At 65.8% G+C, this 24,998-nt stretch carries 21 protein-coding genes, 1 pseudogene and 1 riboswitch; of the genes and pseudogenes, 13 read left to right on the top strand and 9 right to left on the bottom strand.

Features of this window, described 5'->3' with window-relative positions; genetic code table 11:
* Positions 1–67 precede the first annotated feature (67 nt).
* Positions 68–168, bottom strand: a riboswitch (glycine riboswitch).
* Between the two features lie 129 nt (positions 169–297).
* From OHA42_RS21445 to OHA42_RS21420, 6 genes and pseudogenes are all read right to left on the bottom strand, one after another.
* Positions 298–849, bottom strand: a pseudogene (locus OHA42_RS21445) (MerR family transcriptional regulator); the annotation flags it as partial.
* Positions 850–1,064: 215 nt separating this feature from the next.
* Positions 1,065–1,538 carry a bifunctional nuclease family protein gene (locus OHA42_RS21440; RefSeq protein WP_328400111.1) on the bottom strand — a complete coding sequence of 158 codons (474 nt, stop codon included), beginning with the start codon at positions 1,536–1,538 and terminating at the stop codon, positions 1,065–1,067.
* Positions 1,539–1,790: 252 nt separating this feature from the next.
* Entirely contained in the window at positions 1,791–2,603 is an 813-nt protein-coding gene (locus OHA42_RS21435) for a MerR family transcriptional regulator (RefSeq protein ID WP_406229672.1), read from the bottom strand.
* Positions 2,604–2,675: 72 nt separating this feature from the next.
* Entirely contained in the window at positions 2,676–3,161 is a 486-nt protein-coding gene (locus tag OHA42_RS21430; RefSeq protein WP_406229671.1) for an FHA domain-containing protein, read from the bottom strand.
* Positions 3,162–3,330: 169 nt separating this feature from the next.
* Positions 3,331–3,729, bottom strand: a complete 399-nt coding sequence (gene gcvH / locus OHA42_RS21425; protein WP_328400105.1) for a glycine cleavage system protein GcvH — start codon at positions 3,727–3,729, stop codon at positions 3,331–3,333.
* Between the two features lie 43 nt (positions 3,730–3,772).
* The gene (locus OHA42_RS21420; protein WP_406229670.1) at positions 3,773–4,429 is read right to left on the bottom strand and encodes a CDP-alcohol phosphatidyltransferase family protein; all 657 of its coding nucleotides are present in this window, start codon (positions 4,427–4,429) and stop codon (positions 3,773–3,775) included.
* A 159-nt stretch (positions 4,430–4,588) separates the two neighbouring features.
* Between OHA42_RS21420 and OHA42_RS21415 the strand changes: the two genes are divergently transcribed.
* The 4 genes from OHA42_RS21415 to OHA42_RS21400 all read left to right on the top strand — a co-directional run bounded on the left by OHA42_RS21415 (position 4,589) and on the right by OHA42_RS21400 (position 9,463).
* Positions 4,589–6,283, top strand: coding sequence for a GMC oxidoreductase (locus OHA42_RS21415; RefSeq protein ID WP_406229668.1), 1,695 nt, complete (start codon positions 4,589–4,591; stop codon positions 6,281–6,283).
* A gap of 109 nt (positions 6,284–6,392) precedes the next feature.
* Positions 6,393–7,784, top strand: a complete 1,392-nt coding sequence (locus OHA42_RS21410; RefSeq protein ID WP_406229667.1) for a DUF2252 domain-containing protein — start codon at positions 6,393–6,395, stop codon at positions 7,782–7,784.
* A gap of 103 nt (positions 7,785–7,887) precedes the next feature.
* Positions 7,888–8,784 (top strand): nuclease-related domain-containing protein, encoded by an 897-nt coding sequence (locus tag OHA42_RS21405; RefSeq protein WP_406229666.1) that lies wholly within the window; start codon positions 7,888–7,890, stop codon positions 8,782–8,784.
* A 31-nt stretch (positions 8,785–8,815) separates the two neighbouring features.
* A complete protein-coding gene (locus OHA42_RS21400; RefSeq protein ID WP_406229665.1) occupies positions 8,816–9,463 on the top strand; it encodes a phosphatase PAP2 family protein in 648 nt (215 codons plus the stop codon).
* 26 nt (positions 9,464–9,489) lie between these two features.
* Here the strand turns inward: OHA42_RS21400 and OHA42_RS21395 are convergent, their stop codons facing one another.
* Positions 9,490–11,442 (bottom strand): acyl-CoA dehydrogenase, encoded by a 1,953-nt coding sequence (locus OHA42_RS21395; protein WP_406229664.1) that lies wholly within the window; start codon positions 11,440–11,442, stop codon positions 9,490–9,492.
* Between the two features lie 157 nt (positions 11,443–11,599).
* On the opposite strand from OHA42_RS21395, the gene OHA42_RS21390 reads away from it, so the two are divergent.
* The 4 genes from OHA42_RS21390 (at position 11,600) to OHA42_RS21375 (ending at position 16,906) form a co-directional block, all read left to right on the top strand.
* Positions 11,600–12,229, top strand: coding sequence for a TetR family transcriptional regulator (locus tag OHA42_RS21390; RefSeq protein WP_406229663.1), 630 nt, complete (start codon positions 11,600–11,602; stop codon positions 12,227–12,229).
* Entirely contained in the window at positions 12,229–13,164 is a 936-nt protein-coding gene (locus tag OHA42_RS21385; RefSeq protein WP_406229662.1) for an ATP-binding cassette domain-containing protein, read from the top strand. Before OHA42_RS21390 ends, OHA42_RS21385 begins: the two co-directional genes overlap by 1 nt.
* Entirely contained in the window at positions 13,161–14,795 is a 1,635-nt protein-coding gene (locus OHA42_RS21380) for an ABC transporter permease (protein WP_406229661.1), read from the top strand. Before OHA42_RS21385 ends, OHA42_RS21380 begins: the two co-directional genes overlap by 4 nt.
* Positions 14,796–14,980: 185 nt before the next feature.
* Positions 14,981–16,906, top strand: a complete 1,926-nt coding sequence (locus OHA42_RS21375; RefSeq protein WP_406229660.1) for a vWA domain-containing protein — start codon at positions 14,981–14,983, stop codon at positions 16,904–16,906.
* Between the two features lie 87 nt (positions 16,907–16,993).
* On the opposite strand, the gene OHA42_RS21370 is transcribed toward OHA42_RS21375, so the two are convergent.
* Positions 16,994–17,863 carry a TIGR03619 family F420-dependent LLM class oxidoreductase gene (locus OHA42_RS21370; RefSeq protein WP_406229659.1) on the bottom strand — a complete coding sequence of 290 codons (870 nt, stop codon included), beginning with the start codon at positions 17,861–17,863 and terminating at the stop codon, positions 16,994–16,996.
* A 133-nt stretch (positions 17,864–17,996) separates the two neighbouring features.
* Here OHA42_RS21370 and OHA42_RS21365 point away from each other — a divergent pair, with 133 nt between their 5' ends.
* Both OHA42_RS21365 and OHA42_RS21360 read left to right on the top strand, forming a co-directional pair.
* A complete protein-coding gene (locus OHA42_RS21365; protein ID WP_406229658.1) occupies positions 17,997–19,547 on the top strand; it encodes a threonine/serine exporter ThrE family protein in 1,551 nt (516 codons plus the stop codon).
* A 74-nt stretch (positions 19,548–19,621) separates the two neighbouring features.
* Entirely contained in the window at positions 19,622–20,284 is a 663-nt protein-coding gene (locus OHA42_RS21360; RefSeq protein WP_406229657.1) for a heme oxygenase (biliverdin-producing), read from the top strand.
* A 10-nt stretch (positions 20,285–20,294) separates the two neighbouring features.
* Here the strand turns inward: OHA42_RS21360 and OHA42_RS21355 are convergent, their stop codons facing one another.
* Positions 20,295–21,806 (bottom strand): sugar transferase, encoded by a 1,512-nt coding sequence (locus tag OHA42_RS21355; protein WP_406229656.1) that lies wholly within the window; start codon positions 21,804–21,806, stop codon positions 20,295–20,297.
* A 491-nt stretch (positions 21,807–22,297) separates the two neighbouring features.
* Between OHA42_RS21355 and OHA42_RS21350 the strand changes: the two genes are divergently transcribed.
* From OHA42_RS21350 to OHA42_RS21340, 3 genes are read left to right on the top strand one after another with little or no spacing between them, the layout of a single operon-like run.
* Entirely contained in the window at positions 22,298–23,572 is a 1,275-nt protein-coding gene (locus OHA42_RS21350; protein ID WP_406229655.1) for a methyltransferase domain-containing protein, read from the top strand.
* Positions 23,569–24,351, top strand: coding sequence for a glucose-1-phosphate cytidylyltransferase (locus tag OHA42_RS21345; protein ID WP_328400077.1), 783 nt, complete (start codon positions 23,569–23,571; stop codon positions 24,349–24,351). Before OHA42_RS21350 ends, OHA42_RS21345 begins: the two co-directional genes overlap by 4 nt.
* The gene (locus OHA42_RS21340) at positions 24,348–24,998 is read left to right on the top strand and encodes a PIG-L deacetylase family protein (RefSeq protein WP_406229654.1); all 651 of its coding nucleotides are present in this window, start codon (positions 24,348–24,350) and stop codon (positions 24,996–24,998) included. Before OHA42_RS21345 ends, OHA42_RS21340 begins: the two co-directional genes overlap by 4 nt.

The raw sequence follows: 24,998 nt of genomic DNA, 5'->3' as shown, positions 1-24,998 counted from the left end.
CGACCCCTTTCCCCATGGGCGGGCGACCGTGCGCTGTCTGCAGCGGTCACCACTTTCCAGAGGCGTCGAAGCCCGAACGGTCCCTGTTGCCTGAGAGGTTGACGGGGAGGTGCTGCTCCTTCGGCGCCCGGACTCTTCTGAAGACCGGGACTCTCCCGCACGGCGGCGACGCACCGCCAGTTTATGCCGCGCGCGCAACGAACCGCGCCACCGGACCCCGGATGGCGGTGTCGCCCTCGTCACTTTCCGCACAAAGCAAAGTGCCCGCCGCATGCGACGGGCACTCCCATGGAATCTCTAGCCGGTCTTCTGGTTCATCCGCGCCTTGCGCCGGAATGACAGTTCGTCCTCGGGGCGCTCGCTCGCGCTGCCGCTGACGGCACGCTCGGCTGGGAAGTTGGCGATCGCGCCGGTCAACTCACGCATTGCACCGCTCACCGCGATGCCGAAAACGCCCTGCCCACCCTGCAGTAAATCAACTACCTCCTCGGCCGAGGTGCATTCGTACACCGAGGTGCCGTCGGAGAACAGTGTGATGCCCGCCAAGTCCTGCACGCCGCGACTGCGTAAGTGGTCGACCGCGATGCGGATGTTCTGCAGCGAGATCCCCGCGTCCAATAGTCGCTTCACGATCTTCAGGACCAGAATGTCCTTGAACGAGTACAGCCGCTGACTGCCCGAACCCGCGGCGCTCCGGATGGACGGCACGACCAGACCGGTGCGCGCCCAGTAATCGAGCTGCCGATAGGTGATCCCGGCTACCTGGCATGCGCTGGGAACGCGGTAGCCGACAAGATCGTCAGGTACCGAATCGTCCGGGAACAGGCCTGGCTGTACCACTCCCTGCGATTGCTCTGCCACTGACCACTCCCTTGCTTCGCCGACGCCTTGGCCTCATCAATGTCCCGGCTCCGTTGACCACATACACCCAGTCATAACGGACGTGGCCCAACTATCGAGGTTACTCCCTCTGATTGTCCCGGGAGCGGCATCGTCCGACCAAACGCGACGCGCGGTAAGAGTCTCGACCTGTAGTTGAGGTCTAGAAGAAAGTTCGAAATCCCTCAGCTGTCAGTGGCTTTGAAGTCATCGGGCGAAACCGACTCGAGGAACTCCTTGAACTTCTCGACCTCGTCCTCGCGCTCGTCCGGCATGACCAATCCGGCTTCCTCGAGGACCGGTTCCTCGGCATAGATCGGGCAACCGACTCGCAACGCGATCGCTACCGAATCCGAGGGCCGGGCCGAAACCCGTAGATCGTTCTCGAAGACCAGATCCGCGTAGAAAGTGCCCTCTTGCAGATCCACGATCCGCACTTCCTTGAGGGTGTGCCCGAGGTCGGTGATCAGGATCTTGATCAGATCGTGGGTCAATGGACGAATCGGGGTCACCCCCTCCTGCTCGAGCACGATCGCAGTCGCCTCGGCCTGTCCGATCCAGATCGGTAGATACCGATCGCCGGACGCCTCACGGAGCAACAGCACGGGCTGGTTCTGTGGCTGCTCGACACGAATGCCGATCACGCGCATTTCACTCATGCCTGCGCCTCGCTAACGCTCAGCTCCGGCATGCGCGAAGCACCCTGTGACATGATTCGCTCGCTGCGCTCACTCATCGCACTGCCTCCCAATACCTCCGCCGGCCACCCGGCATGACTACCGCAGAGCTCGCCGTACCACCGAGTCTAAGCGAACGGGAAGGGGTCTAGCGATCCGTGTGCACAGCCGAAATCTCCGTGTTGTCGGAGTGGAACCCGCTACGGCCGTGACAAGCGACGACGCACCGAAGACTCAGCCGCCGAGCGAGTTCCGCACCGACGCTTTCACCAGGCAGGTATGCAGGGTCAGCGACAGCGCGGCAAGCTCGCGCACGGTCTCCTCTGCGCGGGCGCGGGCGCCCGCATCGCGACTCTTGGCGATCGGGGCGGCGATCTGGGCAACCAGCGCCGCTTCCCGGTCCGCGGCGAGCTTGAAGGCGCGCAGGTGCCGCGCCTCCAGACCGAATTCCGCCATCGCCCTGGCGGTCCGTGCGAGCGTCACCGCCTCGGCGTCGAAGAAGCCCGCGGCGCCGGGGGTGATCAGATTCGCCCGAATCAGGTCGTTCAAGAACTTCTCGTCGATGTCGGCCTGCGTCAGCAGATCGGCACGGGTGAGCCGGATTTCGTGATCGAATCGCAGCTCGTCCGGCGAGACCTCACCGGGCACGACACCCAGCCTGCGCGGCGCGCTGACAGTCACGCCGCGGGCGGCCCGACCATTCTCGGAGGGTGTGGCGAGCTCGTTGTCGCGGACGGCGTGCGCCCGGGCGCGGGCTTCCCGCACACCGAGCGTCGCCGCACCGCTGTCGATCGCTTCGAGCTGCTCCTTGATCACCTTCAACGGCAGGTACTGGTCGCGTTGCGCGGTCAGTACGAACCTGAGCCGTTCACAGTCGGCAATCGAGAATCTGCGGTATCCGGACGGAGTGCGCTCCGGCCGGATCAGACCCTCGGCCTCGAGGAAACGGATCTTCGAGATGGTGATGTCCGGGAAGTCCGGCCGCAGCAGGTCCAGCACGGAGCCGATCGACATGCCTCCGCGCGCCCACTGCGCCGCGCCCGTCATAGCATCGAGTCTTTCATGAAGCCGCGTTCTTCCCTGCCAACACGGCCGTCACGAGGACCCGTGCCGTGTGCGTCATAGACTGCCAGCACCCGCAGACGACTCGTTCGCCTGAGCGCGCGGGCCGGTGAGGAAGACGAGACGGAACTTTCCGATCTGCACCTCGTCACCGTTCTGCAGCTCCGAAGAGTCCACCGGCTCCCGGTTGACGTAGGTGCCGTTGAGGCTGCCCACGTCGACCACCTGGAAGGAATCGTCGTCCTGCCGGAACTCGGCGTGCCGACGGCTGACGGTGACGTCGTCGAGAAAGATGTCACTGTCGGGATGGCGACCTGCCGACGTGGTCGGCTGATCCAGCAGGAACCGCGAGCCGGCATTCGGTCCGCGCTTGACCACCAGGAGAGCCGCACCAACCGGCAGACCCTCGACCCCTTGGACCGGCTGCTCACCGGTCGGCTCCCCGGAGCGCGACGCGTCGACCTCGTTCAGGAAATCCGCGCGGAAGACCGACGTCGTCTCGGCCGCGGTCTCCCCGTAACCCGGGTCTTTGTTCTCGCTCACCGTTTCTCTCCTCCTCGAACCTGATTATCCGTGCAAGCAGGTGCTGCCTTCACCGCCACGACCTGGGATCGTTGACGCTAGAACACCGGATCAGCTCACCGGCACATCTGTTGGCTTTGACCGTACCCTGCCGGGGCGTACCCGTGCAGGTAGAACCGGGAAGGCTGATTCAGCCCCCGATAACTCCTTGATAACCTGCGGCATCCAGCAGCTCGCCAAGTGCAGCATCCAGGGTTGCCGGGTCGGCCAGTTCGAGCTCGAACAGCCACCCTTCGCCGAACGGATCGGTGTTCAGCGTCTCCGGCTTCTGCACCAGATCCTCGTTCACCGCAACAACTTTCGCGGCCAACGGAGCGTAGATATCGGACACGCTCTTGGTCGACTCGACCTCGGCGATGCTCTCGCCGGCGGCCGCATCCCGATCTGCCTCCGGCAGCTGCACGAACACGACGTCACCGAGTTGAGACTGGGCGTAATCGGTGATGCCCACCCGAACCCGTGTCGGGCTGATCCGTTGCACCCACTCGTGCTCTTCGGTGTAGCGCAGATCCTCGGGGGTCTGGGTCACAGGCCGTCCTTTCCGTCGGGAACCTTCACGCAAACTCTAATCGCTATGTGGACCGGTGCGGCACAGACGGTATCGCTCGCGCTACGGCGACGGCCTTCCCGGTGTAGAGGACACCCGTCCACACATACACCGCCGTACCCCAGACCAGGAATGCCCCGCCGAAGGCCCGGCCGAAACCTGCCAGCGCCCAATCCATCTGACCTGCAAGCAACCAGGGCAATGCGGACATCAACGCGAAGGTAGCCGCTTTGCCCAGGTAGATCACCTCCGGCGGGTCGAGTGCGCGACGTTTGTACACCGAAAGCGTCAGCGTGAGCAGCAGATCACGACCGACCAAGATCACCGCGACCCACCATGGGATGAGCCCGCGGATCACGAAAGCGGCCAGTGTCGTCACCAGGTAGAGCCGGTCCACGAACGGGTCGAGCAGCGCACCGAGGCGCGAGGACTGGTCCAGCAGCCTGGCCAGCTTGCCGTCCAGGAAGTCGGTGACGCCACTGGCGACCAGCAGCGCGAACGCCCAGCCGTCGGCCCGCTCGACCAGCAGTAACCACAGGAACAGCGGCACCCCCAGAAGGCGCAGCACGCTCAGCGCATTGGGGACGGTGAGGATGCGGTCGGCGAAGATACCGCCGGCCGCGCCGTCATTGCCGGAGCCGGCGCGCTCGCCCGGCTCCGTGGTCCCCGATTCCGTTGTCACAGCCCGTGCATACCGCACCGACCCCCGCCGGCGCCATCCGGGCACGCCGGTTGCGACCACATCGGCACGGCGGCATGCTATGGATTCCGTCGCATCCGACCCGGTGACAGAATGACTGTGCAAACATCTCATCCGTTATTCGGTCAGTGAGAGGAAGTCATGCCCGCATTCGACTACGACGTGGTGGTGATCGGTTCCGGGTTCGGCGGCAGTGTGAGCGCGCTGCGGCTGACCGAGAAGGGGTATCGGGTCGGTGTGCTCGAGGCGGGCAGACGCTGGAATGCCGAGGACATCCCGAAAACGAATTGGGATGTGCGCAACTCGATCTGGGCGCCGCGGCTCGGCCTGACCGGTCCGCAGCGGATCAGCATCCTCGGCAAGTGCGCGGTGTTCTCCGGCGCCGGGGTCGGTGGCGGCTCGCTGATTTACGGCAACACCCTCTACGAGCCGCTGCCGAACTTTTATACCGATAACCAGTGGTCGCACATCACCGACTGGAAATCCGAGCTCGCGCCGTACTACGACCAGGCACAGCGCATGCTCGGCGTAGCGCCCAATCCACGGATGACCCCGGCCGACGAGGTGATCAAGGAGATCGCCGAGGACCTCGGCGTCGGCCACACCTTCCATCCGACCGATGTGGGGGTGTTCTTCAACGAGGACGACCCGGGCACCGAAGTGGACGATCCCTATTTCGGTGGCGCGGGCCCACGGCGGCGCGGCTGTGTGCACTGCGCGCAATGTTTCACCGGCTGCCCCAACAACGCGAAGAACACCACACCTACGAACTACCTCTACCTGGCCGAACAGGCCGGCGCCGAGGTCCGCCCACTCACCACAGCTACCGCGGTGCGGCCGCTTCCGGAGGGCGGCTACGCGATCGATACCGTGCGTTCGGATCGCTGGATCCGCAAGGAGCGCACAACCTTCACCGCCGAACAGGTCGTCTTCGCCGGTGCCGCGCTCGGCACCCAGAAGCTGCTGCACAAGATGCGCGACGAGCACGTGCTGCCCAACCTCTCGCCGCGCCTCGGCGAACTGACGCGCAGTAATTCCGAGGCCATCCTCAATGTGGTCAGTCGCGCACGTCACGATTTCGCCGAGGGCATCGCTATCACCTCCTCGATCCATCCGGAGGCCGACACCCATATCGAGGTGTGCCACTACGGCAAGGGGCAGAACGCTCTGTTCCCGATGTCGGTGCCGATCGTCGACGGCGGCGCGTTCCGGTTCCTGCGCTTCCTGCTGGCCATCGTGTTGCATCCCCTGGTGTTCCTGCGCAGTCTCAATGCCAGGCACGCGTCGGAGAAGTCGGTGATCCTGCTGGTGATGCAGTCGCTGGACAACTCGCTGACCTCCTTCCGCAAGCGCGGGCAGCTCAAGACCAAGGCGGGCACCGGCGAACCGAACCCGACCTGGATTCCCTTGGCCCACGATGTCGGCCGCCGTTTCGGCGCGAAGGTGAACGGTGACACCCACGGCCTGATCATGGACGTGCTCAACATCCCGGCGACCGCGCACTACATCGGCGGTTGCGTCATCGGCGAGAGCGCCGACACCGGGGTGGTCGACCCGTATCAGCGGGTGTACGGGCATCCCGGGCTGCATGTCGCGGACGGCTCGGCAGTGACGGCCAACCTCGGCGTCAACCCGTCGCTGACCATCACCGCACAAGCCGAGCGGGCAATGGCGTTCTGGCCCAACAAGGACGAGGCGGACGCCCGCCCGGCGCTCGGCACCGCCTACCAGCGAATCACCCCGGTCGCGCCGAACCATCCGGCCGTCCCCGGCGCGGCGCCCGGCGCGCTGCATCTGCCGATCACTCCGGTCGACCCGGGCGTTCCGGCCAACTGAACAGCCGTCCCGTCGCTGCGCTCCCCCGGCACGGGCGGGCGGCGGGACGTGGCCGACGTGGCGAATCCGACAAGACCAGGCGGTTCCATACCGGCTAGCGTGGGATGTTGTGTCCAACAGTGGTATCGACCTTCGCACCTACGTGCCCGCCGACGAGGTGCTGGCCCGCGGCCGTGCGCAACGCCAGCGGGTTCCGGTCACCGCTCGTGATCGCGCGGCCACCTGGGCCACGCGCCCGAGCGTGCTCGAATTCATCGAGGCGAGCAATGCGGGTCGGCTGCCGCATCTGACGCCGTTGCGCGTCGGCCGCATGCTCGCCACCCCGTTCACCTTCTACCGTGGCGCGGCCGGGCTGATGGCCGCCGATCTGGCAGGCAGCCCCGACAGCGGGCTGGCCGCGCAGATCTGCGGCGACGCGCATGCCGCGAACTTCGGCCTGTACGGCACGCCGCGCGGCGAAATCATCATGGACATCAACGATTTCGACGAAACCATCGTTGGGCCGTGGGAGTGGGACCTGGAACGACTCGCGGCGAGTCTAGTGCTCGCGGGCCGTGAGGGCGGTGCCGACGAGGACAACTGCTACCAGGCGGCACGCGACGCGGCGACCTCTTACCGGCTCGCCGTCACCCAGTTGGCGCGGCTGCCGTTCATGGAATCGTGGACCGCACTCCCCGACGAATCGGTGATCAGCAAGGCCAGAGCCGACGATCTGCTCGACGACTTCAAGAAGGCTGCGAAGAAGGCGCGCAAGAACACCAGCGCCAAGGTGGTGGCGAAGTGGACCGAGCACTTGGAGGATCACGAGACCGGCATCAGCAAGCACCGATTCGTCAGCGACCCACCGATTCTCACCCACGTCGAGGCTACGGTCGCCGGAGCTGTCACCGACGGCCTGGAACGGTACACCGACACGTTGCGCGAGTCCCGCCGGAATCTGATCGCCCGATTTGCCGTGTCCGACATTGCCTTTCGGATCGTCGGCACCGGTAGTGTCGGGTTGCACAGCTATGTTGCGCTGCTGCACGGCAATGACGGAGAGGCACTGGTGCTCCAGGTGAAACAGGCGAACCCGTCCGCGCTCGCCCCGTTCCTGGACGCGCCGCCGCCGCGACACGAGGGGGAACGAATTGTGCAGGGCGCCAGGCTTGTTCAGTCCGAGAGCGACATCCTGCTCGGTTGGACCACACTCGAGTTGCCCACGGGTGCACTACCGTTCGTCGTGCGCCAATTCCGTAACCTCAAAGGCGATATCGATCCCGCGGGTCTGCCGTCGAGCGATCTCGACGACTACGGCAGGCTCGCAGGCGCCCTGCTCGCTCGCGCACATTCGCGGTCGCTCGATCCGCGGCTGGTGGCGGGCTATCTGGACGGTGACGATCGTTTCGACGACGCGGTCGCCCGCTTCGCGGTCCGCTACGCCGACCGCACCGAGGAAGACCACAGCACATTGGTCGCCGCGGTGCACGCCGGAAAGGTCGTCGCCGAACAGCCGCAGTAGATCTCGTGCCCAACACGCCGTGTCTGGCCGCAGGCGCAGCGAACCGGGCCCGGGTGCTCGTATCCTTTCCACCATCGAGTGTCGACGTGAAGGGCGGTCGTGAATGCTCGTGCGAGTGCAGAATCCGGCAGGCACCAACGCCGAACGGGCGTTGATCGACTGGCTGCGCACCTGGAAGGACCCGGCAAGCCCGCACGGTGTCGCGACAATCAACTGCAGTCTGTTCCACAAGGATCGGCTGCACCAGTTCGACGCCGTGGTCTGGACACCGACCAGTTGCGTGGTGATCGAGGCCGAGGCGCTGGTCGCCCGCCAGGACGGCGTGCTGGAAATCCCGCTCAACGGCGCATGGACGATCTCGGGTGAGCCGGTCGCCATGGAGGGCCGGGATCGGCGCACCCCACTGGAGAAGTCGCGCGAGCACACCTTCGCCCTGCAGACTTGGTTGGCCGCGCGCGGCCTCGGCCAGCGCGCGGTGCACGGCGTCGCGCTGATCGTCCCGTTGCGCGGTGCGGAGCTGAAGGTCCAGCAGGCGTGGAGCGACCCGAGCTTCGATGTGATCCTCGGTACCGACCCCGGCAGGTTGCGCCACTATTTCGACACCCTGGCCGAGAGCGAGAAGCAGCTGTGGACGGCCAATGATGTCGCGGTGGCCTTCCGCAGCCTGGGCATCCTGCCGTATCTGCCCGCACCACAGGAATTGCTGAACGAGGGGTTCATCGGCCCGATCGACATCACGCTCTGGCACGGCGGCCCCCAGCAGGCCCAGGCCGAGGCCTACGCCGAGGAACTGGCGATGGCCGAGCGGGAAGCGCACTCGCCCGCCCTGGTGATCGAAGCGCCGTGGTACAGCCCGTGGAAGCTGTATCCGCGAGAGTCGGGCGATATGGACCTCGGTAGGGCGTTCATGCGGATCACGCTGGCGATCGGTATGGTCATCGGCTTCGCGTGGGTTCTCTGGTTCGTCGTCACCGCGATCCTGACCTACGGGCCCGGCTGATCCACCACGACCGCTGGCTATCGTCGTCGGCGTGAGCACCACACGACAGGCACTCGGTTGGCCTACCGCATTCCGGCTGGGCCTTGTGTCGCTCTGTGCTGTGGTCACGGTGAGTCTGCCGCTGAGTTTTCCGCACGACGACGGGCCGACCGACCTCGATCGCGACCTTGCCGCGCCGATCCACTCGGCGCTCGACAGCCATCCCGGCGTGTACCAAACCCTCGTGATCCCGAGCAACGGCTACATCGTGATACCACTGCTGCTCGTGGCCGCCTGCTGGTTCGCCTACCGCGGCCAATGGTGGCGCGCGGCAACGATGGTCGTGGTTCCCGAACTCGCCGTCGCGGTCAACAGCTGGTTGCTCAAACCGCTGTGGGAGCGGCCGCTGCACGATTACCTGGCGTATCCGAGCGGACACACGGTGCACCTGGTCGCAGTGGCCAGTGCCTTCGTGCTGCTGACCGACGTGCCGAGGGCGCGGGCGACAACACTCGGGTCAAGTGTGCTCGCCATGCTCTGCGCGGCTGTCGGCATGATCGGTCTCGGCTATCACCTACCGACCGACATCCTCGGCGGTGCGGCCGCCGCGATCGCCATGGTCACCGCGCTGTGCTGGCCTGCCGAACGGTTTCTCCTGCGGACCGAACGCGTACACCCGGCCGCGCGGCTGGACGCCTAGCGACCCAGCCCCAAGCCGCGACTGTCCTACACCGGCGCCTCGCTGCGGCCCGCCCGATCGAAGACGCTCGCGTCCGACAGCAGCGCCGCACGCAACATCCCTTGCGGCACACCCATGCCTTCGACGAGCGTGAGCGCGTCCGGGCGCAGCCGGTCGACCAGCTCGTTGACTCCCCTGCGCACGGCCTTCGCCCGTTCGACCGACATGAACCGGTGCATGATGAACCAGGCCGAATCCTCCTCGAGCATCGAGTACGCGAACAGATCGCAGACCGTCTCGGCGAGGTCGCGTGCCGCCGGATCCTCGATGCCCGCAATACCTTCGATGAATTCCTCGAGAATCAACCGATCGATGTGCGCGGTGCCTGCGGCGAGGATGTGGTCCTGCGCGTTGTTGAACGCTTCGAACGGAGTCGTGTCCTTCGCGCGTGCGCGCAGCCGGTGGCCTGCGGTGCGGACCAAATAGTCCTCACGGTCGGCGAACAGCTGCAACTGCACCGAGCGGCGTGACACATCGGCCTCGTCGACGGTGTCGTCACCGCGGTCGCGCAGTGTCTGGATCAGTTGGCGCACACCGGAACGCTTGCGCACCACGTCGCCGGCCATGGTCGCAGCGAAGCGCACCCAGCCGAGCGCGTCGAGCTCACGAATCTCATCCGAATAGGAGGTGAGCAGTTCCTTGGCCACCAGCTGGGTGAGCACGACATTGTCGCCCTCGAAGGTGGTGAACACATCGGTGTCGGCTTTGAGCGTGACCAGCCGGTTCTCGGTGAGATAGCCTGCGCCGCCGCAGGCTTCGCGGCACTCCTGGATGGCGCGGGTCGCGTGCCTGGTCTGTGCGACCTTCAGGCCCGCGGCCCGCGTCTCCAGCGCCCGCTGCGAGCCGGGGTCCAGGTCCTGACCGGTCTGCACGAGATGCATACGGCGCACCAGATCGTTCTGCGCGAAGGCCAGCGCGTAGGACCGGGCGATCAACGGCAGCAACCGGCGCTGGTGACTGCGGTAGTCGAGCAGCAGCGTCTCCTGGCCGGTGTCCGGGTCGGAGAACTGACGCCGCTCGAGCGCGTACCTCGTCGCGATGCTCAGCGCGACCCGCGCACCGGCGGCCGCGGCACCGCCGACGCTCACTCGACCGCGCACCAAGGTGCCGAGGGTGGTGAAGAAGCGGCGGCTCGGATTCTCGATCTCGGTGTCGTAGGCGCCGTCCGGAGCTACATCGGCGAAACGGTTGAGCAGGTTCTCCCGTGGCACCCGTACCTGGTCGAACACGATGCGCCCGTTGTCGACACCGGGCAGCCCGCCCTTGAGCCCGTCGTCGTAGGTGGTGACGCCGGGCAGATCAATGCCGTGCTCGTCCCGGATGGGGACAAGCAGACAGTGCACGCCACGGTTCTCGCCCTGGGTGATCAGCTGCGCGAAAACCGCTGCCATCCTTGCGTGTTCGGCCGCACCGCCGATGTAGTCCTTGCGCGCCGACGGCGTCGGCGAGTGCACGACGAATTCCTGGGTGTCCGGATCGTAGGTTGCGGTCGTCTCGAGGTTGGCGACGTCGCTACCGTGCCCGGATTCGGTCATCGCGAAACAACCGAGCAGATCCAGCGACAGCAGCGCCTTGACCACATCGCGGTGACGTTCGGTGCCGAGGTTCTCCACGGCACCGCCGAACAAGCCCCACTGCACACCCGATTTCACCCACAGTGACAGGTCCGCGTATGCCAGCATCTCCAAGGCGACGACGGCCGCGCCGGGTTCTCCGGTACCGCCGTTCTCCAGCCGGAAGCCACGCTCGGCGATCCCCATGGTCGCGATGGCCCGCATCTGGTCGAGGACCCGCGCCCGCGCTGCCTTGTAGTCGAGGTAGGGGTCTCCGGCGAATTTCTCGTCCGCGAGCTGGCCGCGGGCCTCTTCCCGGACCGCGCCCCATGGTCCGTCGAGCGCTGCGCGAAGGTGATCTGCCGTCGATGCGGTGCCGGTAGTCATAACTCGACATTAGCCCGCCCCGGCTCGGGCAAACCGTGACAGTTGACACGACATCCTGCGCGAAACTCTTGCCCCTCGTTGAACAGTCGTTTAATATATTGAACATGCGTTTAACCGAGGAGCCCTACCGCAAAGACCCGCCGAGATAGAATTCGCCGTGACACAGACCTCAGATCTCACGACCGCCGCCCGAATTCGCGATGCCGCGATCGAGGTGTTCGGTGAGCACGGATTCCAGGTCGGAGTCCGTGTCATCGCCGCCGCCGCCGGCGTCTCCCCCGGATTGGTGAACCATCACTTCGGCTCCAAGGACGGCCTGCGGGCCGCCTGCGACGAGCGGGTGCTGGAGCTGACCAGGAATGAGAAGGCCAAGGCAACCACTGCACCGAGCATCGCGAAAGGCATGCTCACCGCGCTGGCCGACATCGAGGAATACGGACCGCTGGTCGCCTATATGGTGCGCAGCCTGCAATCGGGCGGCCCACTGGCCGAATCCCTTTTCGAGCACATGGTTTCCGATGCTGAGGTGTACATCCAGGCCGGAGTCGACGCCGGCAGCATCAAGCCGAGCCGAGACCCGGCTGCGCGCGCCAGATATCTGATGATGCTCAACCTCGGCGCGACCCTGCTCTACGTGCAGATGCGTCAACAACGAGGCGAGAAGCTCGACTTCCGCAAGATCACCCGTGAGCTCACCGAAGAGCTCACACCACCTGCCCTGGAGTTCTACACCCAGGGCCTACTCACCGACCCCTCGATTTTGGACACACTCGACAAGGAGACCTGATGTCCGACATCATCGAAGTTCATGATCTGCACAAGAACTTCGGCCACTTCACCGCGCTCGACGGACTCGATCTCACGGTCAGCGAAGGTGAAATCCACGGCTTCCTCGGCCCCAACGGGGCCGGCAAGTCGACCACGATCCGCATCCTGCTCGGCATCCTGCGTGCCAGCTCAGGGAAAGTCGCGCTACTCGGCCGCGACCCGTGGGCCGATGCGGTCGCCCTCCACAGCGAAATCGCTTATGTACCAGGTGATGTCACACTATGGCCATCGCTTTCCGGCGGCGAAACCATCGACCTGCTCGCCAGAATGCGCGGCGGCATCAACGAACAGCGGCGCACCGAGCTGATCGAACGGTTCGACCTGGATCCGCGCAAGAAGGCGCGGACCTATTCGAAGGGCAACCGGCAGAAGGTCGCATTGATCTCAGCGCTCGCCTCCGACGTGCGCCTGCTGCTGCTCGACGAGCCGACCTCGGGTCTGGATCCGTTGATGGAGCAGGTATTCCGTGAATGCGTCGACGAAGCCAACCAGCGCGGCACCACAGTCCTGTTGTCGAGCCACATCCTGTCCGAGGTCGAGGTGCTGTGCGACCGGGTGACCATCATCCGGGCCGGCCGCACCGTGGAGAGCGGCTCGCTGGCGGATATGCGACACCTCTCACGCACCTCGATCACCGCTGAATTGCTCGGCAACCCAGGCGATCTCACCCGCATCCCCGGCGTCGAGGATGTCGAACTCGACGGCTCGACACTGCGCTGCCAGGTGGAGGGTGAGCACCTCGGTGAGCTGATCCGAGTGCTCGGCGACACCGGCGTACGCAGCCTCGTCAGCGCGCCGCCGACGCTGGAAGAACTGTTCATGCGGCACTACCACGTCGACGGCAACGACTCGCGGACCGCCGCCACGCATTCCGGAGAGAAGGTGCGAGCATGACCACCATCACCGCCGGCAGGCACCACGCGGCCCCGGCCGTGCGCGGCTCGGCCGACTTCGCCGGTACCGCCAAGTTGCTTCGCCTCTACCTGCGCCGCGACCGAATCGTGTTGCCGCTGTGGGTACTCGCCTTCGGCATGCTGCCCGCCTCCTACGTCGCGAGCACCAAGAGCGTCTACGACACCCAAGCCGAGCTCGACAACTACGCCAAGTCCATCACCGAAAGCCCGGCGCTTGTCGCCATGTACGGGCCGGTTTTCAGCACCGAACTCGGCTCGATCGCCCTGTGGAAGGCCGGGCCCTACTTCGCGATCATCGCGATCGCGACGATCCTCACCGTCATTCGGCACACCAGGGTCGAAGAGGAAACCGGACGCGCCGAGTTGGTCGGCGCGACCAGCATCGGCCGCTATGCCGGACTCACTGCAGCCATGCTGATGACCGCGGCAGGCTGTCTGGTCACCGGAATCCTGTGCACGCTACTGCTGACCGCCAACGACCTGCCCGCCACCGGTTCGCTGGCCTTCGGGTCGGCGCTGGCCGCATCGGGTCTGGCCTGGGCTGGTGTCGCCGCGGTCGCCGCCCAGGTCAGCACCAGCGCGCGAATCGCACGCGGCGTCGCGTTCGGCGCGCTCGGGTCCGCGTTCGCGCTGCGCGCGGTCGGCGATGCGGGAAATGGTGTGCTGTCCTGGTTTTCACCGCTCGGCTGGTGCATCCAGATGCGGCCGTACGCGGATGAACGATGGTGGGTCCTGATTCCGCTCGCGGCGGTTGCCGTGCTCACCACCACGGCCGCCTATGTACTGCTGAGCCGGCGCGACACCGGCTCGGGGCTGCTCGCGGAGCGCCCCGGCCCGCCGGTCGCGGCGCCGACATTGTCCGGACCGACCGGGCTGGCGTGGCGGCTGCAGCGCGGCTCACTGCTGGCCTGGTCCGTCGGCTTCCTCCTCTACGGCATGTTGATGGGCGGCGCCCTCGACTCCGTCGGCAAGATGCTCGACAACAGCCAACAGATCCGCGACATGCTCGCCCGGGTCGGCGGCACCGATGTCCTGCAGAATTCCTTCATCACCTTCGCGATCGCCATGCTCGCCGTCGCGGCGGCCGCCTACTCCATCTCGGCGGTGCTGCGCCTGCACGAGGAGGAATCAAGTCAGCGCGCGGAGGCGACCCTGGCCGGGTCGGTGAGCAGGGTGCGGTACGCGGTGAGCCACATCGGTCTCGCACTGCTCGGTCCGGTGGTGGTCCTGATGATCGCCGGCGCGGCGATCGGCATTGTCTACGGCGCGATGGACGGTGACCTGGCCGCCAAGCTGGGCGACACACTCGGCGCGGCGGCGGTTCAGCTGCCCGCGGTGTGGGTGGTGACCGGAATTGCGGTGGCCATTTACGGCATAGTGCCACGATTCACGCCGGTCGCTTGGGGCGTACTGAGCGTCATGATGGTGATCTTCTTCCTCGGCTCGCTCGACGGACTGCCGCAGTGGCTCGTAGACCTGGTGCCGTTCGTCCATCCGCCGAAGCTGCCCGGCGCGGCCTTCCACGCTGCCCCGGTGCTGTGGCTGCTCGGGATCGCGGCCGTGTTGCTGACGGTCGGCATCGCCGCCTTCCGCCGTCGCGACCTGCGCTGATCGCGAGGCGACCCGCCAGGGGTTCCCGCTCCTGGTGGGTCGTCGCGCACGCGCCGACCTGGTGCGATAACCAGCAGCGATGAACGATTTGTTATGCGGGTGAGCTTTTGAACAAGGGAACCGACTGGTTGCTGTCTGTAATGTCCAACTCGCAATACAGCAGGCGAACCAAGCAGACGAGGACCATGTCGAGAGTTACCAAGCGACTGACAGGGCTCACCGCGGCGATAGCTATCGGGCTGACAAGCCTTTCCATTGCTGCCCTACCCGCCCACGCGGAGGAGGGCCAAGAGCAGGCCCCTCAATACGCGCCGACCATGCTCATCCTGGACGCATCGGGTTCCATGCAGCGTCCCGACCCGGCGGGCACCATGATGGATGCCGCCAAGAACGCCGTACGGACTTTCGTCGGCTCCGCACCCGCCGAATCCAAGGTGGGGCTGACTGTTTACGGCACAAGCACCGGCAACGCCGAGGCCGACAAACCGGCCGGGTGCCGGGACGTACAGGTACTGCACAAGCCGGACACGCTCGACAAGGCCGCGCTCACCAGCGCGGTCGACGGCATCAAGGCAAGCGGCTGGACGCCGATGGGCACCGCGCTGCGCGAGGCCGCAGCGACCCTGCCCAAGTCGGGACCGCGCTCGATCGTGCTGGTCTCCGACGGCGACGACACCTGTTCACCGCCCGACCCGTGTGAGGTCGCAAGGGAATTGAAGCAGCAGGGCCTCGACCTGGTCATGCACGCGATCGGCTTCGCGGTGGATGCCAAGGCCCGCGCCCAGCTCACCTGTATGGCCCAGGCCACCGGTGGCACCTACACCGACGCCGCCGACGGCCCCGCGCTCGAGCGGACGCTGCCCCGAGTCACCTCGGCCGCGTTGCGCAACTACAAGGCGGCAGGGGCACCGATCACCGGCACCGCCACCTACGACACCGCGCCGGTGGCGACACCGGGCCAATACCTGGACACCATAGGCCAGAAGGAAAAGCGCTACTGGTCCGTCGAAGTGCCCGCAGGCGCTACCGCCTACTTCAGCGGCACCGTGTCCTTCCCTCGGCTGCCGAACATCTCCTCCACCGACGACATCAACACCCTCCAGATGCACGTCTACGGGAGGGATGGCAGGGACTGCAACGCCTTCGAATCCGAGATGACGACCAGTTCCAGCGACGGCGTGGCGCTCACCGTCGCCCAGGCCTTCGACGGCGCAACCAAGGAACGCAAGGACGACACAAGCGCCGACAAATGCAAGGGCGGCGGCCGGTACTACTTCGCGCTGACCTGGGATCACGTCTCCAACGGGGTGCCGGAGCGACTGCCGATCGAATTGCTCGTCGGCATCGAACCCGCCGCGACCGATCCCGGCCCGGTCGCCGTGCGACCCGCGACGACCTTCACCGAGCCGACCGGCGCGCGTACCGCGGCAACGGGCGGTGGGTCCTTCAATGTCGCCGCTGAGTTGCCTGCCAGCGGCACTTACACCGACACCGTGCGGCCCGGCGAGTTCGTCTTCTACCGAGTTCGACTGAACTGGGGACAAGGTCTGGCGTATCGAGTGCGCTTCGGCGCGACCGGCAACCACCAAAGCGAAAACTTCTCGAATATCACCACCACCCTGTACTCCCCCATCCGCGAGAGAATCGACAATGACACCATGGTGTACACCGGTTCCGACCAGGTGTTGCCGTCCAACGACCCCGCGATGGCGACCGTGCCGATCAGGTACAACAATCGCAATGCCGACGACCACGACATTCGCACGCAAGCCGTCGCGGGCTGGTACTACATCGCGGTCAAACTCGGCTCGACCTCCGCGGACCGCGGAAGCACCCCGGTTCCGATTCGCCTCGATCTCACCGTCTCCGGCGCTCAGGAGGGCGGGCCGAAGTATTCGACCTCGGCCACCGACGGCGTCTTCGGTGAGAACACCCCGGCGGGCGGCGGAAAGTCTACGGGTGCAGGCGCCCCCGGCGCGGCCGCGAGTGCGGCGGGCGCGACCGAATCGAAATCCTCGGCGTTGATTGTGGTGGCCATTGTCGGCGCCGCGGGCGTCGGTGTGCTCGGCGCGATCGGTGGCTGGCTGTTCGCACGGAGGCGGCGCGGTTAGCACTCAGAAGAGACTCCGCCCGCGGCACCGGGTCTGCGACCCTGGTGCGGCGGGCGGAAAATCTCTACGACAGGACCGCTGATGAGGTCAGCGAGCAGCTTCGACGCCAAGCTTTCCCGCCAGCCGCGTCAGGTACCCACGCACTTCGTCAGCGTCGCGGTCCGGCACTCCGAATACCGCTTCGGTGACCCCGAGTTCGGCCCATTGCGCGAGCTGGGCGGCATCGTGGCGCCCGGCGAGCGCGATGATCTCCGGAGTCCCCGTTCGTTCGTGTTCACGCCAGACCCGGTGCAACAGTTCTATCTTGGTATCCAGACCGTCCTCGGTCGGCGTGGTGAGCCAGCCGTCGGCATTCTTCGCCAGCCAGGTGAAGGACTGTTCGGTGCCCGCCGCACCCAGGATGACCGGGATGCGCTTCTGCACCGGCTTCGGCCACGACCAGCTCGGACCGAAGTTCACGAACTGTCCGGCGAAGCTAGCCTCCTCCTCGGACCAGAGGGCTCGCATGGCGTCCAGATGCTCGCGCAACACCGTCCGGCGTTTCCCGGCCGGCACCCCGTGATGGGCGAGTTCGTCGGTGTTCCAACCGAATCCGACGCCGAGGCTGACCCGGCCGCCGGACAGGTGGTCCAGCGAGGCCACGGTTTTGGCGAGGGTGATCGGATGGTGCTCGGCGGGCAGCGCCACCGCGGTCGACAGGGTGATCCTGCTGGTGACAGCGGCGGCGGTGGCCAGCGCGACCCACGGATCGAGTGTGCGCAGGTAACGGTCGTCGGGCAGGCTCGCATCGCCCGTGCGGGGATGCGCCGCGGCACGGACCACCGGGATATGGGTGTGCTCCGGCACGTAGAAGGCATCGAAGCCGGCCTGTTCGGCAGCTGCTGCCGCATCGGCGGGCGTAATGCCCCGGTCACTGGTGAACAACACAATTCCGTACCGCACCGTACGCGCTCCCATCGCAGAATTAGAACAAGTTCTACCACCTTTTCAGGACAGGACCAAGGCTGTTGCCGTACCGAACGAGAACCGACGCGCCCGCCGCGAACAGCGCGGATGACGCCGACACCTCGAGATGACTAGGTTCGCGGTCATGGGCTCTGACGCACTTTCGGGAGGAGAAGACGTCGATCCGCGGATCGACGAACTCGGCGGGCGACGCGCCCGATGGTGGCGCCGGCCACCGCGAATTCCGGTGGTGAGTCAGGCCGTCGGGCGCTTGGTCGCCGACCGGCAGGCCACCGCCGACACCATCGTTGCTGCCCCGACCCCGCTGCAGCCGATCGATCTCACCGACGACGCCCGCGTCGCCGAGGTGCTCGATCTTGCCGTTCGCGTCGGCGAAGTGGTGCTGGCATCGGGCACCGGTGTCATCGACACCACCACTCAGGTGCGTTTCATCGCCGCCACCTACGGGCTGTCGCGCTGCAGCATCGACGTCACCTATGACGCGATCAGGATCTGGGCTGATCGAGGTCCGGAACTGCCGCCCGCGAGCACCATGCGAATCGTGCACTATCGGTCGCTCGACTTCACCAGGTTGGCCGCCGTGGACCGTCTCACGCGCCGCATCCGCAATGAAGTGGTCGCCCCGGAGGACGCACGTACCGCGCTCGACGCCATCACCTCGGCCCCGCATCCCTACCACCGCTGGATGGCCACCTTCGGCTGGTCACTGCTCGCCGCGGCCATCGCGGCCCTGCTCGGCGGCGGTGTGCTCGTCGCCGCAATCAGTTTCGCGACCACCCTGGCGATCGACCGGGCCAACCGGGTGCTCAATCGGTTCGGACTGCCGTTCTTCTTCCAGCACATGGTCGGCGGCGCCATCGCGGCCGCACCCGCGGTCGCGCTGGCCACACTGGCCGGGCCACTGCATATCGATGTCGACCCGACACTGATCATCGCGGCCGGAATCACCGTGCTACTCAGCGGTTTACAGCTGGTCGGCGCGGTGCAGGATGCCATCACCGGCGCGCCGATCACCGCATCCGCGCGCATGCTCGAGGTCGTCATGATGACCGGCGGCATCATCGCGGGCATTACGGTCGCGTTGCGGATCGGCGACCTCGTCGGCGCCACGGTTCCGCCGGTGTATCTAGCCAGCCGTGACATCACCGATCTCGCGCTGAAGGTACTCGCGGGCGCGGTCGCGGCGCTGGCCTTCGCCCTCGCGTGTTATGCCGAGCGCCGGGCCCTTGCCGCCGCCGCGTGCAGCGGTGCCGCGGGCACGATCTGCTATCTGCTCGTGCAGCAGACCGGTTTCGGACCGGTGGTTTCCTCCGGCGTAGCCGCCACCCTGGTCGGCCTCGCCGGTGGTCTGATGGCACGGCGCGCATTGACGCCGCCGCTGGTCGTCGCGGTCGCAGGCATCACGCCACTGTTGCCGGGACTCAGCGTGTACCGCGGTCTCTACGCGCTGCTCAACGACGAGTTGCTGATCGGAGCCAACCAGTTGCTCGCGGCCATCGGTGTCGGCTGTGCGCTGGCCGCGGGCGTTACCCTCGGTGAATGGTTCGACCGCACAGTGCGCAGGCCACGGATCCTGAGTCGCTTCGGTGCGCTGCGCAGGCCGATCGTGCGCCGCCGCCGAGCCGACCGCGGCTTCCGGGCCGCGTTGCGGACTCCCGTGCGACTTCGGCGGTGACCCGGTATCGTCGTACCGGTTAGTTAGGGTAGCCATACAGCGGACTCCCGCGCGATAGCGAGGTGGTTTCGGACATGTCGGACACAATTCCGTTCTCGACGGCGATCCGTACCGCCACCGAGGAACAGCACACCGAGGCCGAGAACTCCCGGTTCATGAGCGACATGCTCGGCGGCGCGCTCGGGGTGGACTCCTATCACCGCTACACCGGTCAGCTCTGGTTCATCTACCGCGCACTCGAAGGGCGCTGGAGCCACCTCTCCGACGATCCGGTCGCCGGTCCGTTCATCCGACCGGAACTGGCGAGGACCGCAGAATTGGAACGCGACCTCACCCACCTGATCGGACCGGCCTGGCGCGAAGATCTGCAACCGCTGCCCGCGACCGCCGCCTACGCCGCCCGCATCGTCGAGTGCGCACACCAATGGCCCGCCGGCTACATCGCCCACCACTACACCCGCTACCTCGGCGACCTGTCCGGCGGACAGGTAATCCGCGGCACCGCCGAAAAACTGTGGAACCTGCCGCATCGGGGCGATGGCGTGCGCTTCTACGTCTTCGATGCCGTCGGCAACCCGGCCGCCTTCAAGCGCGAATACCGGGCCCTGCTGGACCAACTGCCCTTCGACGAGCTCGAACGCCGCAGAGTGCTCGACGAAGGCAAGCGCGCCTTCGCCATGAACACCGCGGTCTTCGAGGAGTTGGCCGCCGAATTCCCGGCCCGGCGGCCATCCTGACCAGGGCCGATCAGTACGCACCTTCGCCGCGGGCCACGGCGCCGATGGTCTTGGCGATCAACAGCAGATCCAGCACCATCGACCAGTTCTCGACGTAGGAAAGATCCAGTCGCACCGAATCTTCCAGCGACAGATCCGATCGCCCGCTGACCTGCCACAACCCGGTGACCCCCGGCTTGACCAACAGCCTGCGGCGCATGTTGCCGTCGTAGGAGTCCACTTCGCGCTGCACCTGCGGGCGCGGCCCGACCACGCTCATCTGACCGCCGAGCACGTTCAGGAACTGCGGTAGCTCGTCGAGGCTGAACTTGCGGATGACGCGCCCGATCGGCGTGATGCGTGGATCGTCCTTCATCTTGAAGAACACCGGGTTGCCGCCGTTGCGCTCGATAAGTGCGGCGACATTGCTGTCTGCATCGACATACATACTGCGGAACTTGATCATCCGGAACGGCTTACCGCCACGCCCGATTCGCTCCGACAGGTAGAACACCGGCCCCGGGCTGGTCAGCTTGACCGCAAGCGCGATGGCGAGCAACACCGGCGCGATCGCCAGCAGCACCGCGCCCGCGAAGCAGACGTCGAACACCGCCTTGCCGGTCGACTTGGCACGGTCGTACTGCGGTTTCGCAATATGCAGCATCGGCATGCCGGCAACCTGACGGTTTGTCAGGCGGGTGCCCGCGATGTCCACCACGCCGGGAGCCACGATCAGTTCCACCCCGATCGGGTCGAGTTCCCAGGCCATGCGGCGCAATTCGACCGGGCCGAGATGGTCGGTCGCGGTGACTGCGACGGTATCGGCGCCGCTGCGGCGCACCGCCTCGAGTACCGACCGGTCATCGCCGACCACCGAATAGGTGCGCCCCGATGCTTCGATGCCGTAGGCGGTGCTTCCGTCGACGCCGTCCGGAATGCACACACCGACCACCTGATAGCCGGAGTCCGGGTCGCGCGAGAACGCGGTCGCCATCGCCTGTGCCGCCTCGGCACCACCCACCACCAGGACCGATGTCCGGTACTCACCGATACCGCGGCGTGCACGCGCGTGCAACCGCCACAGCAACCTGCTGAACATCAGCCCGAGCAAGCCGAGCGGCAACGCGATCGCCAGATAACCACGTGCGAACTCGATCTGGAAGATCAGCGACGCGATGGCAAGGAAACCGAACAAACGCAATGTGGCCGAGACCAGGCGCCGGTATTCCTCCGAGCCTATGCCGACCACCTGTGGTGACCGGGTATTGCACACGGCCAGAAAGGTTATCCAGGCCAAAGCCAATGTTGTAGAGACAACTACATAGCCGACCTCATAGGGCATCGGCCAGGCCAGCGGCGGTGCGACCGGCCCACCGAAGCGAATGACCTGTGCCAACCCGACAGCGACGGCGATGACCACTGAATCCGTTGCCGCCAAGCGGCGTACATACTCGGCCTGCCAGCGCTCGCGTTCCGAGCGCGGCGAAGTCAGCGGCGGTCCGGATACATCCAGATCGTCGCCATCGGTGAGCTCGAAGCTCATAAGAAGACGCACCTCCCCCTGGGAGAGAAACTCGTTGCCCCCGATCGACATCGATCGGTCCCCTCGGCTCAGCCTGACCGCCTGGGGTGTTCCATCAGTCGGTGACCAGAAGCTGATTGTTACAGAACACAATCTGTTTCACATATCGAATCACAAGGGCCGCACAGTATTCCACGCGATAGCCAATAGCGGGACGGTCAGCTTCCCGCCCGTCACCCGACAGTCGTTGTAGCGACAACCAAGCAGGTGAAGCACGTACGTCACCGATGGCCGCGCTTCGCGATCACAGTATTGCCCCCGACATTATCGGTAACTGTTCGGATGCTACCGATCGTTAATGGGGGAAATCCGTCCAGAAACCGCTATCACCCAGAAGATTTCAGCATCGCCATGCAGGCGATTCGTTGTAACGTCTCACTGGATCGCACCGACGTCTGGGGCGTGCCGGTAATGCGCCGGGCGATCAAACTAGCCGCAGAAGTGGGGCCTGCATGCGTTGTCGACTCTGTGATTCCAATAAGCTATCAAGCGTTCTCGACCTCGGCGCGACCCCACCATGCGAGAAGTTCCTCGCCGCAGCCGAACTCGATCTCGCCGAACCCACCTTCCCATTGCACCTGCGCTTGTGTGACGAGTGTCTCCTTTTGCAAATTCCGGCACTGATCACGCCCGAGGAAACATTCACCGAGTATGCCTACTTCGCATCGTATTCCGATAGCTGGGTTCGGCATGCCGAAGCTTTTGTGACCCACGCCATCGAAAAGCTCGGCCTCGGACCGGATTCGTTCATAGTGGAAGCTGCAAGCAACGACGGCTACCTGCTGCAGCACGCAGTCGCTGCGGGGATCAGGTGCCTGGGGATCGAGCCGTCGGTCAATGTCGGCGCAGCCGCCCGGCTGGCAGGCGTACCCACCGAAACCGCTTTCCTGGACGAGGATTCCGCCGCGAAGGTCCGCGCCCAACACGGGCCCGCGAATCTGGTCGTCGCCAACAACGTCTACGCGCACGTCCCCGACCTGCGCGGTTTCACCCGCGGGCTGCGCGAGCTCATGGCCGACGACGGCTGGCTTTCCATCGAGGTGCACCACGCGCTGAACCTGATGCGCCTGGGCCAGTTCGATACGATCTACCACGAACACTTCCAGTACTACACGGTGCTCTCGGCCCAGCGGGCCCTCGCCACCGCCGGATTGACGGTGGTCGATGTCGAACTGCTTGCCACCCACGGCGGCTCGATTCGGCTCTGGGCACGGCCCGAGGCGGTCGCCGACGGGCCGAGCGAGCGGATGCTCGAGGTGCTCCGCACCGAGGAAGCCGCCGGTCTCCACGACGTCGCCGGCTACCGTGACCTGCAACCCCGTGCCGACGCGGTGCGGCAGGAGCTGCTTCGCTTCCTGCTCGAACAGCGCGCCGAAGGCAAACGCGTGGTCGGCTACGGCGCACCGGGCAAAGGCAACACACTGCTCAACTATTGCGGCATCCGGCCAGACCTGCTGAACTACACGGTCGACCGAAACCCGTATAAGCACGGGAAGTTCACGCCAGGCACCAGGATCCCGATCCACGAGCCCGAGCGGATCGACAACGATCGGCCCGATGTCGTGCTGGTCCTGCCCTGGAATCTCGAAGCCGAGATCACCGAGCAGCTTCGCCACATCACCGAATGGGGCGCCCAGCTCGTCTATCCACTACCCACGCTGCACTTCGCCGCGCTGGACTCCGGCGCCGATCCGAGCAATCAAAACACCGAAAGGCCTGCGCGATGAAGGTTGTGCTGTTCTGTGGCGGCTACGGCATGCGGATGCGTGACGGCACCGACGACGTGATCCCCAAGCCGATGCAGATGGTCGGCCCCCGGCCGCTGCTGTGGCACGTCATGCGCTACTACGCACACTTCGGGCACAAAGAATTCATCCTGTGCCTCGGCTATGGCGCCCAGCACATCAAAAACTTCTTCCTGAACTACCAGGAATCGGTGTCCAACGACTTCGTGATCCGTGACGGCCGTGTCGAATTGCTGCACAGCGACATCAGCGACTGGTCGATCACCTTCGTCGACACCGGCGTCCAGTCGGCGATCGGCGAACGGCTGCGCCGGGTGCGCCCCTATCTCGAAGGCGAAGAGACCTTCCTGGCCAACTATGCCGATGTCCTCACCGACGCGCCGCTGGACGAGATGATCGAGAAGTTCACCGCTTCCGGTGCCGCCGCATCGATGATGGTCGTGCCACCGCAGTCGTCGTTCCACTGCGTCGACGTGACGGCGAACGGCGAAGTCAAAGAAATCATGCCGGTGTCGCGGATGCCGATCTGGGAGAACGGCGGCTACTTCGTGCTCACCCAGGAGGTTCTCGACCTGCTGCCGCCGGGCGGCGATCTCGTCGAAGACGCCTGCGGCGCCCTGGCCGGACAGGGGCGGTTGTTCGGCTACCAGCACGAAGGCTTCTGGAAGCCCGCCGACACGTTCAAAGAACGCGCCGAGCTCGACGCGGGCTATCGCACCGGCGTTCGTCCGTGGATGGTGTGGGAGAAGCAGGACGCATGATCGCGCTGACCACCGCACCGCTGACCGAAATAGCTGTACTCGGCGCGCATTGCGACGACATCGCCATCGGTATGGGCGCCACCCTGCTGACGCTGGCCGGGAAGCATCCCGGTCTGCGGGTCCGCGCCCTGGTGATTTCCGGCGGCGACAGTGAGCGGGAGTTCGAGGAGCAGACGGCGCTGGCCGAATTCTGTCCGAATGCCGATCTCGATCTCACCGTGCTCGATGTTCCCGATGGCAGGGCGCCCGCGCACTGGGACCGAATCAAGAACGCCGTACAGCACTTCCGTGGCAAGTCGGATCCGGATCTGGTCTTCGCGCCACAGCGCGGCGATGCCCACCAGGACCATCGGCTGCTCGCGGAGCTGGTCCCCACCGAGTTCCGCAACCACCTGATACTCGGCTACGAGATCCTCAAGTGGGAGACCGACACCCCACAGCCGACCGTATTCCACCCGGTCAGCACGGAATTCACGGAGGCAAAGGCCAGGCTGCTGCTGAAGCACTATCCGTCGCAGGCAGGCCGCGACTGGTTCGACGAGCAGGCGTTCACCGGCCTGGCCCGACTGCGCGGTGTGCAGTGCCGGGCCGAATACGCCGAGGCATTCGTGATCGATAAGGTTGTCCTCGATTTGGGAGGGAAATGA

It is taken from the genome of Nocardia sp. NBC_01009, assembly GCF_045208035.1.
Taxonomy (GTDB): domain Bacteria; phylum Actinomycetota; class Actinomycetes; order Mycobacteriales; family Mycobacteriaceae; genus Nocardia.
This window is presented reverse-complemented; position numbering and strand designations above follow the sequence as displayed.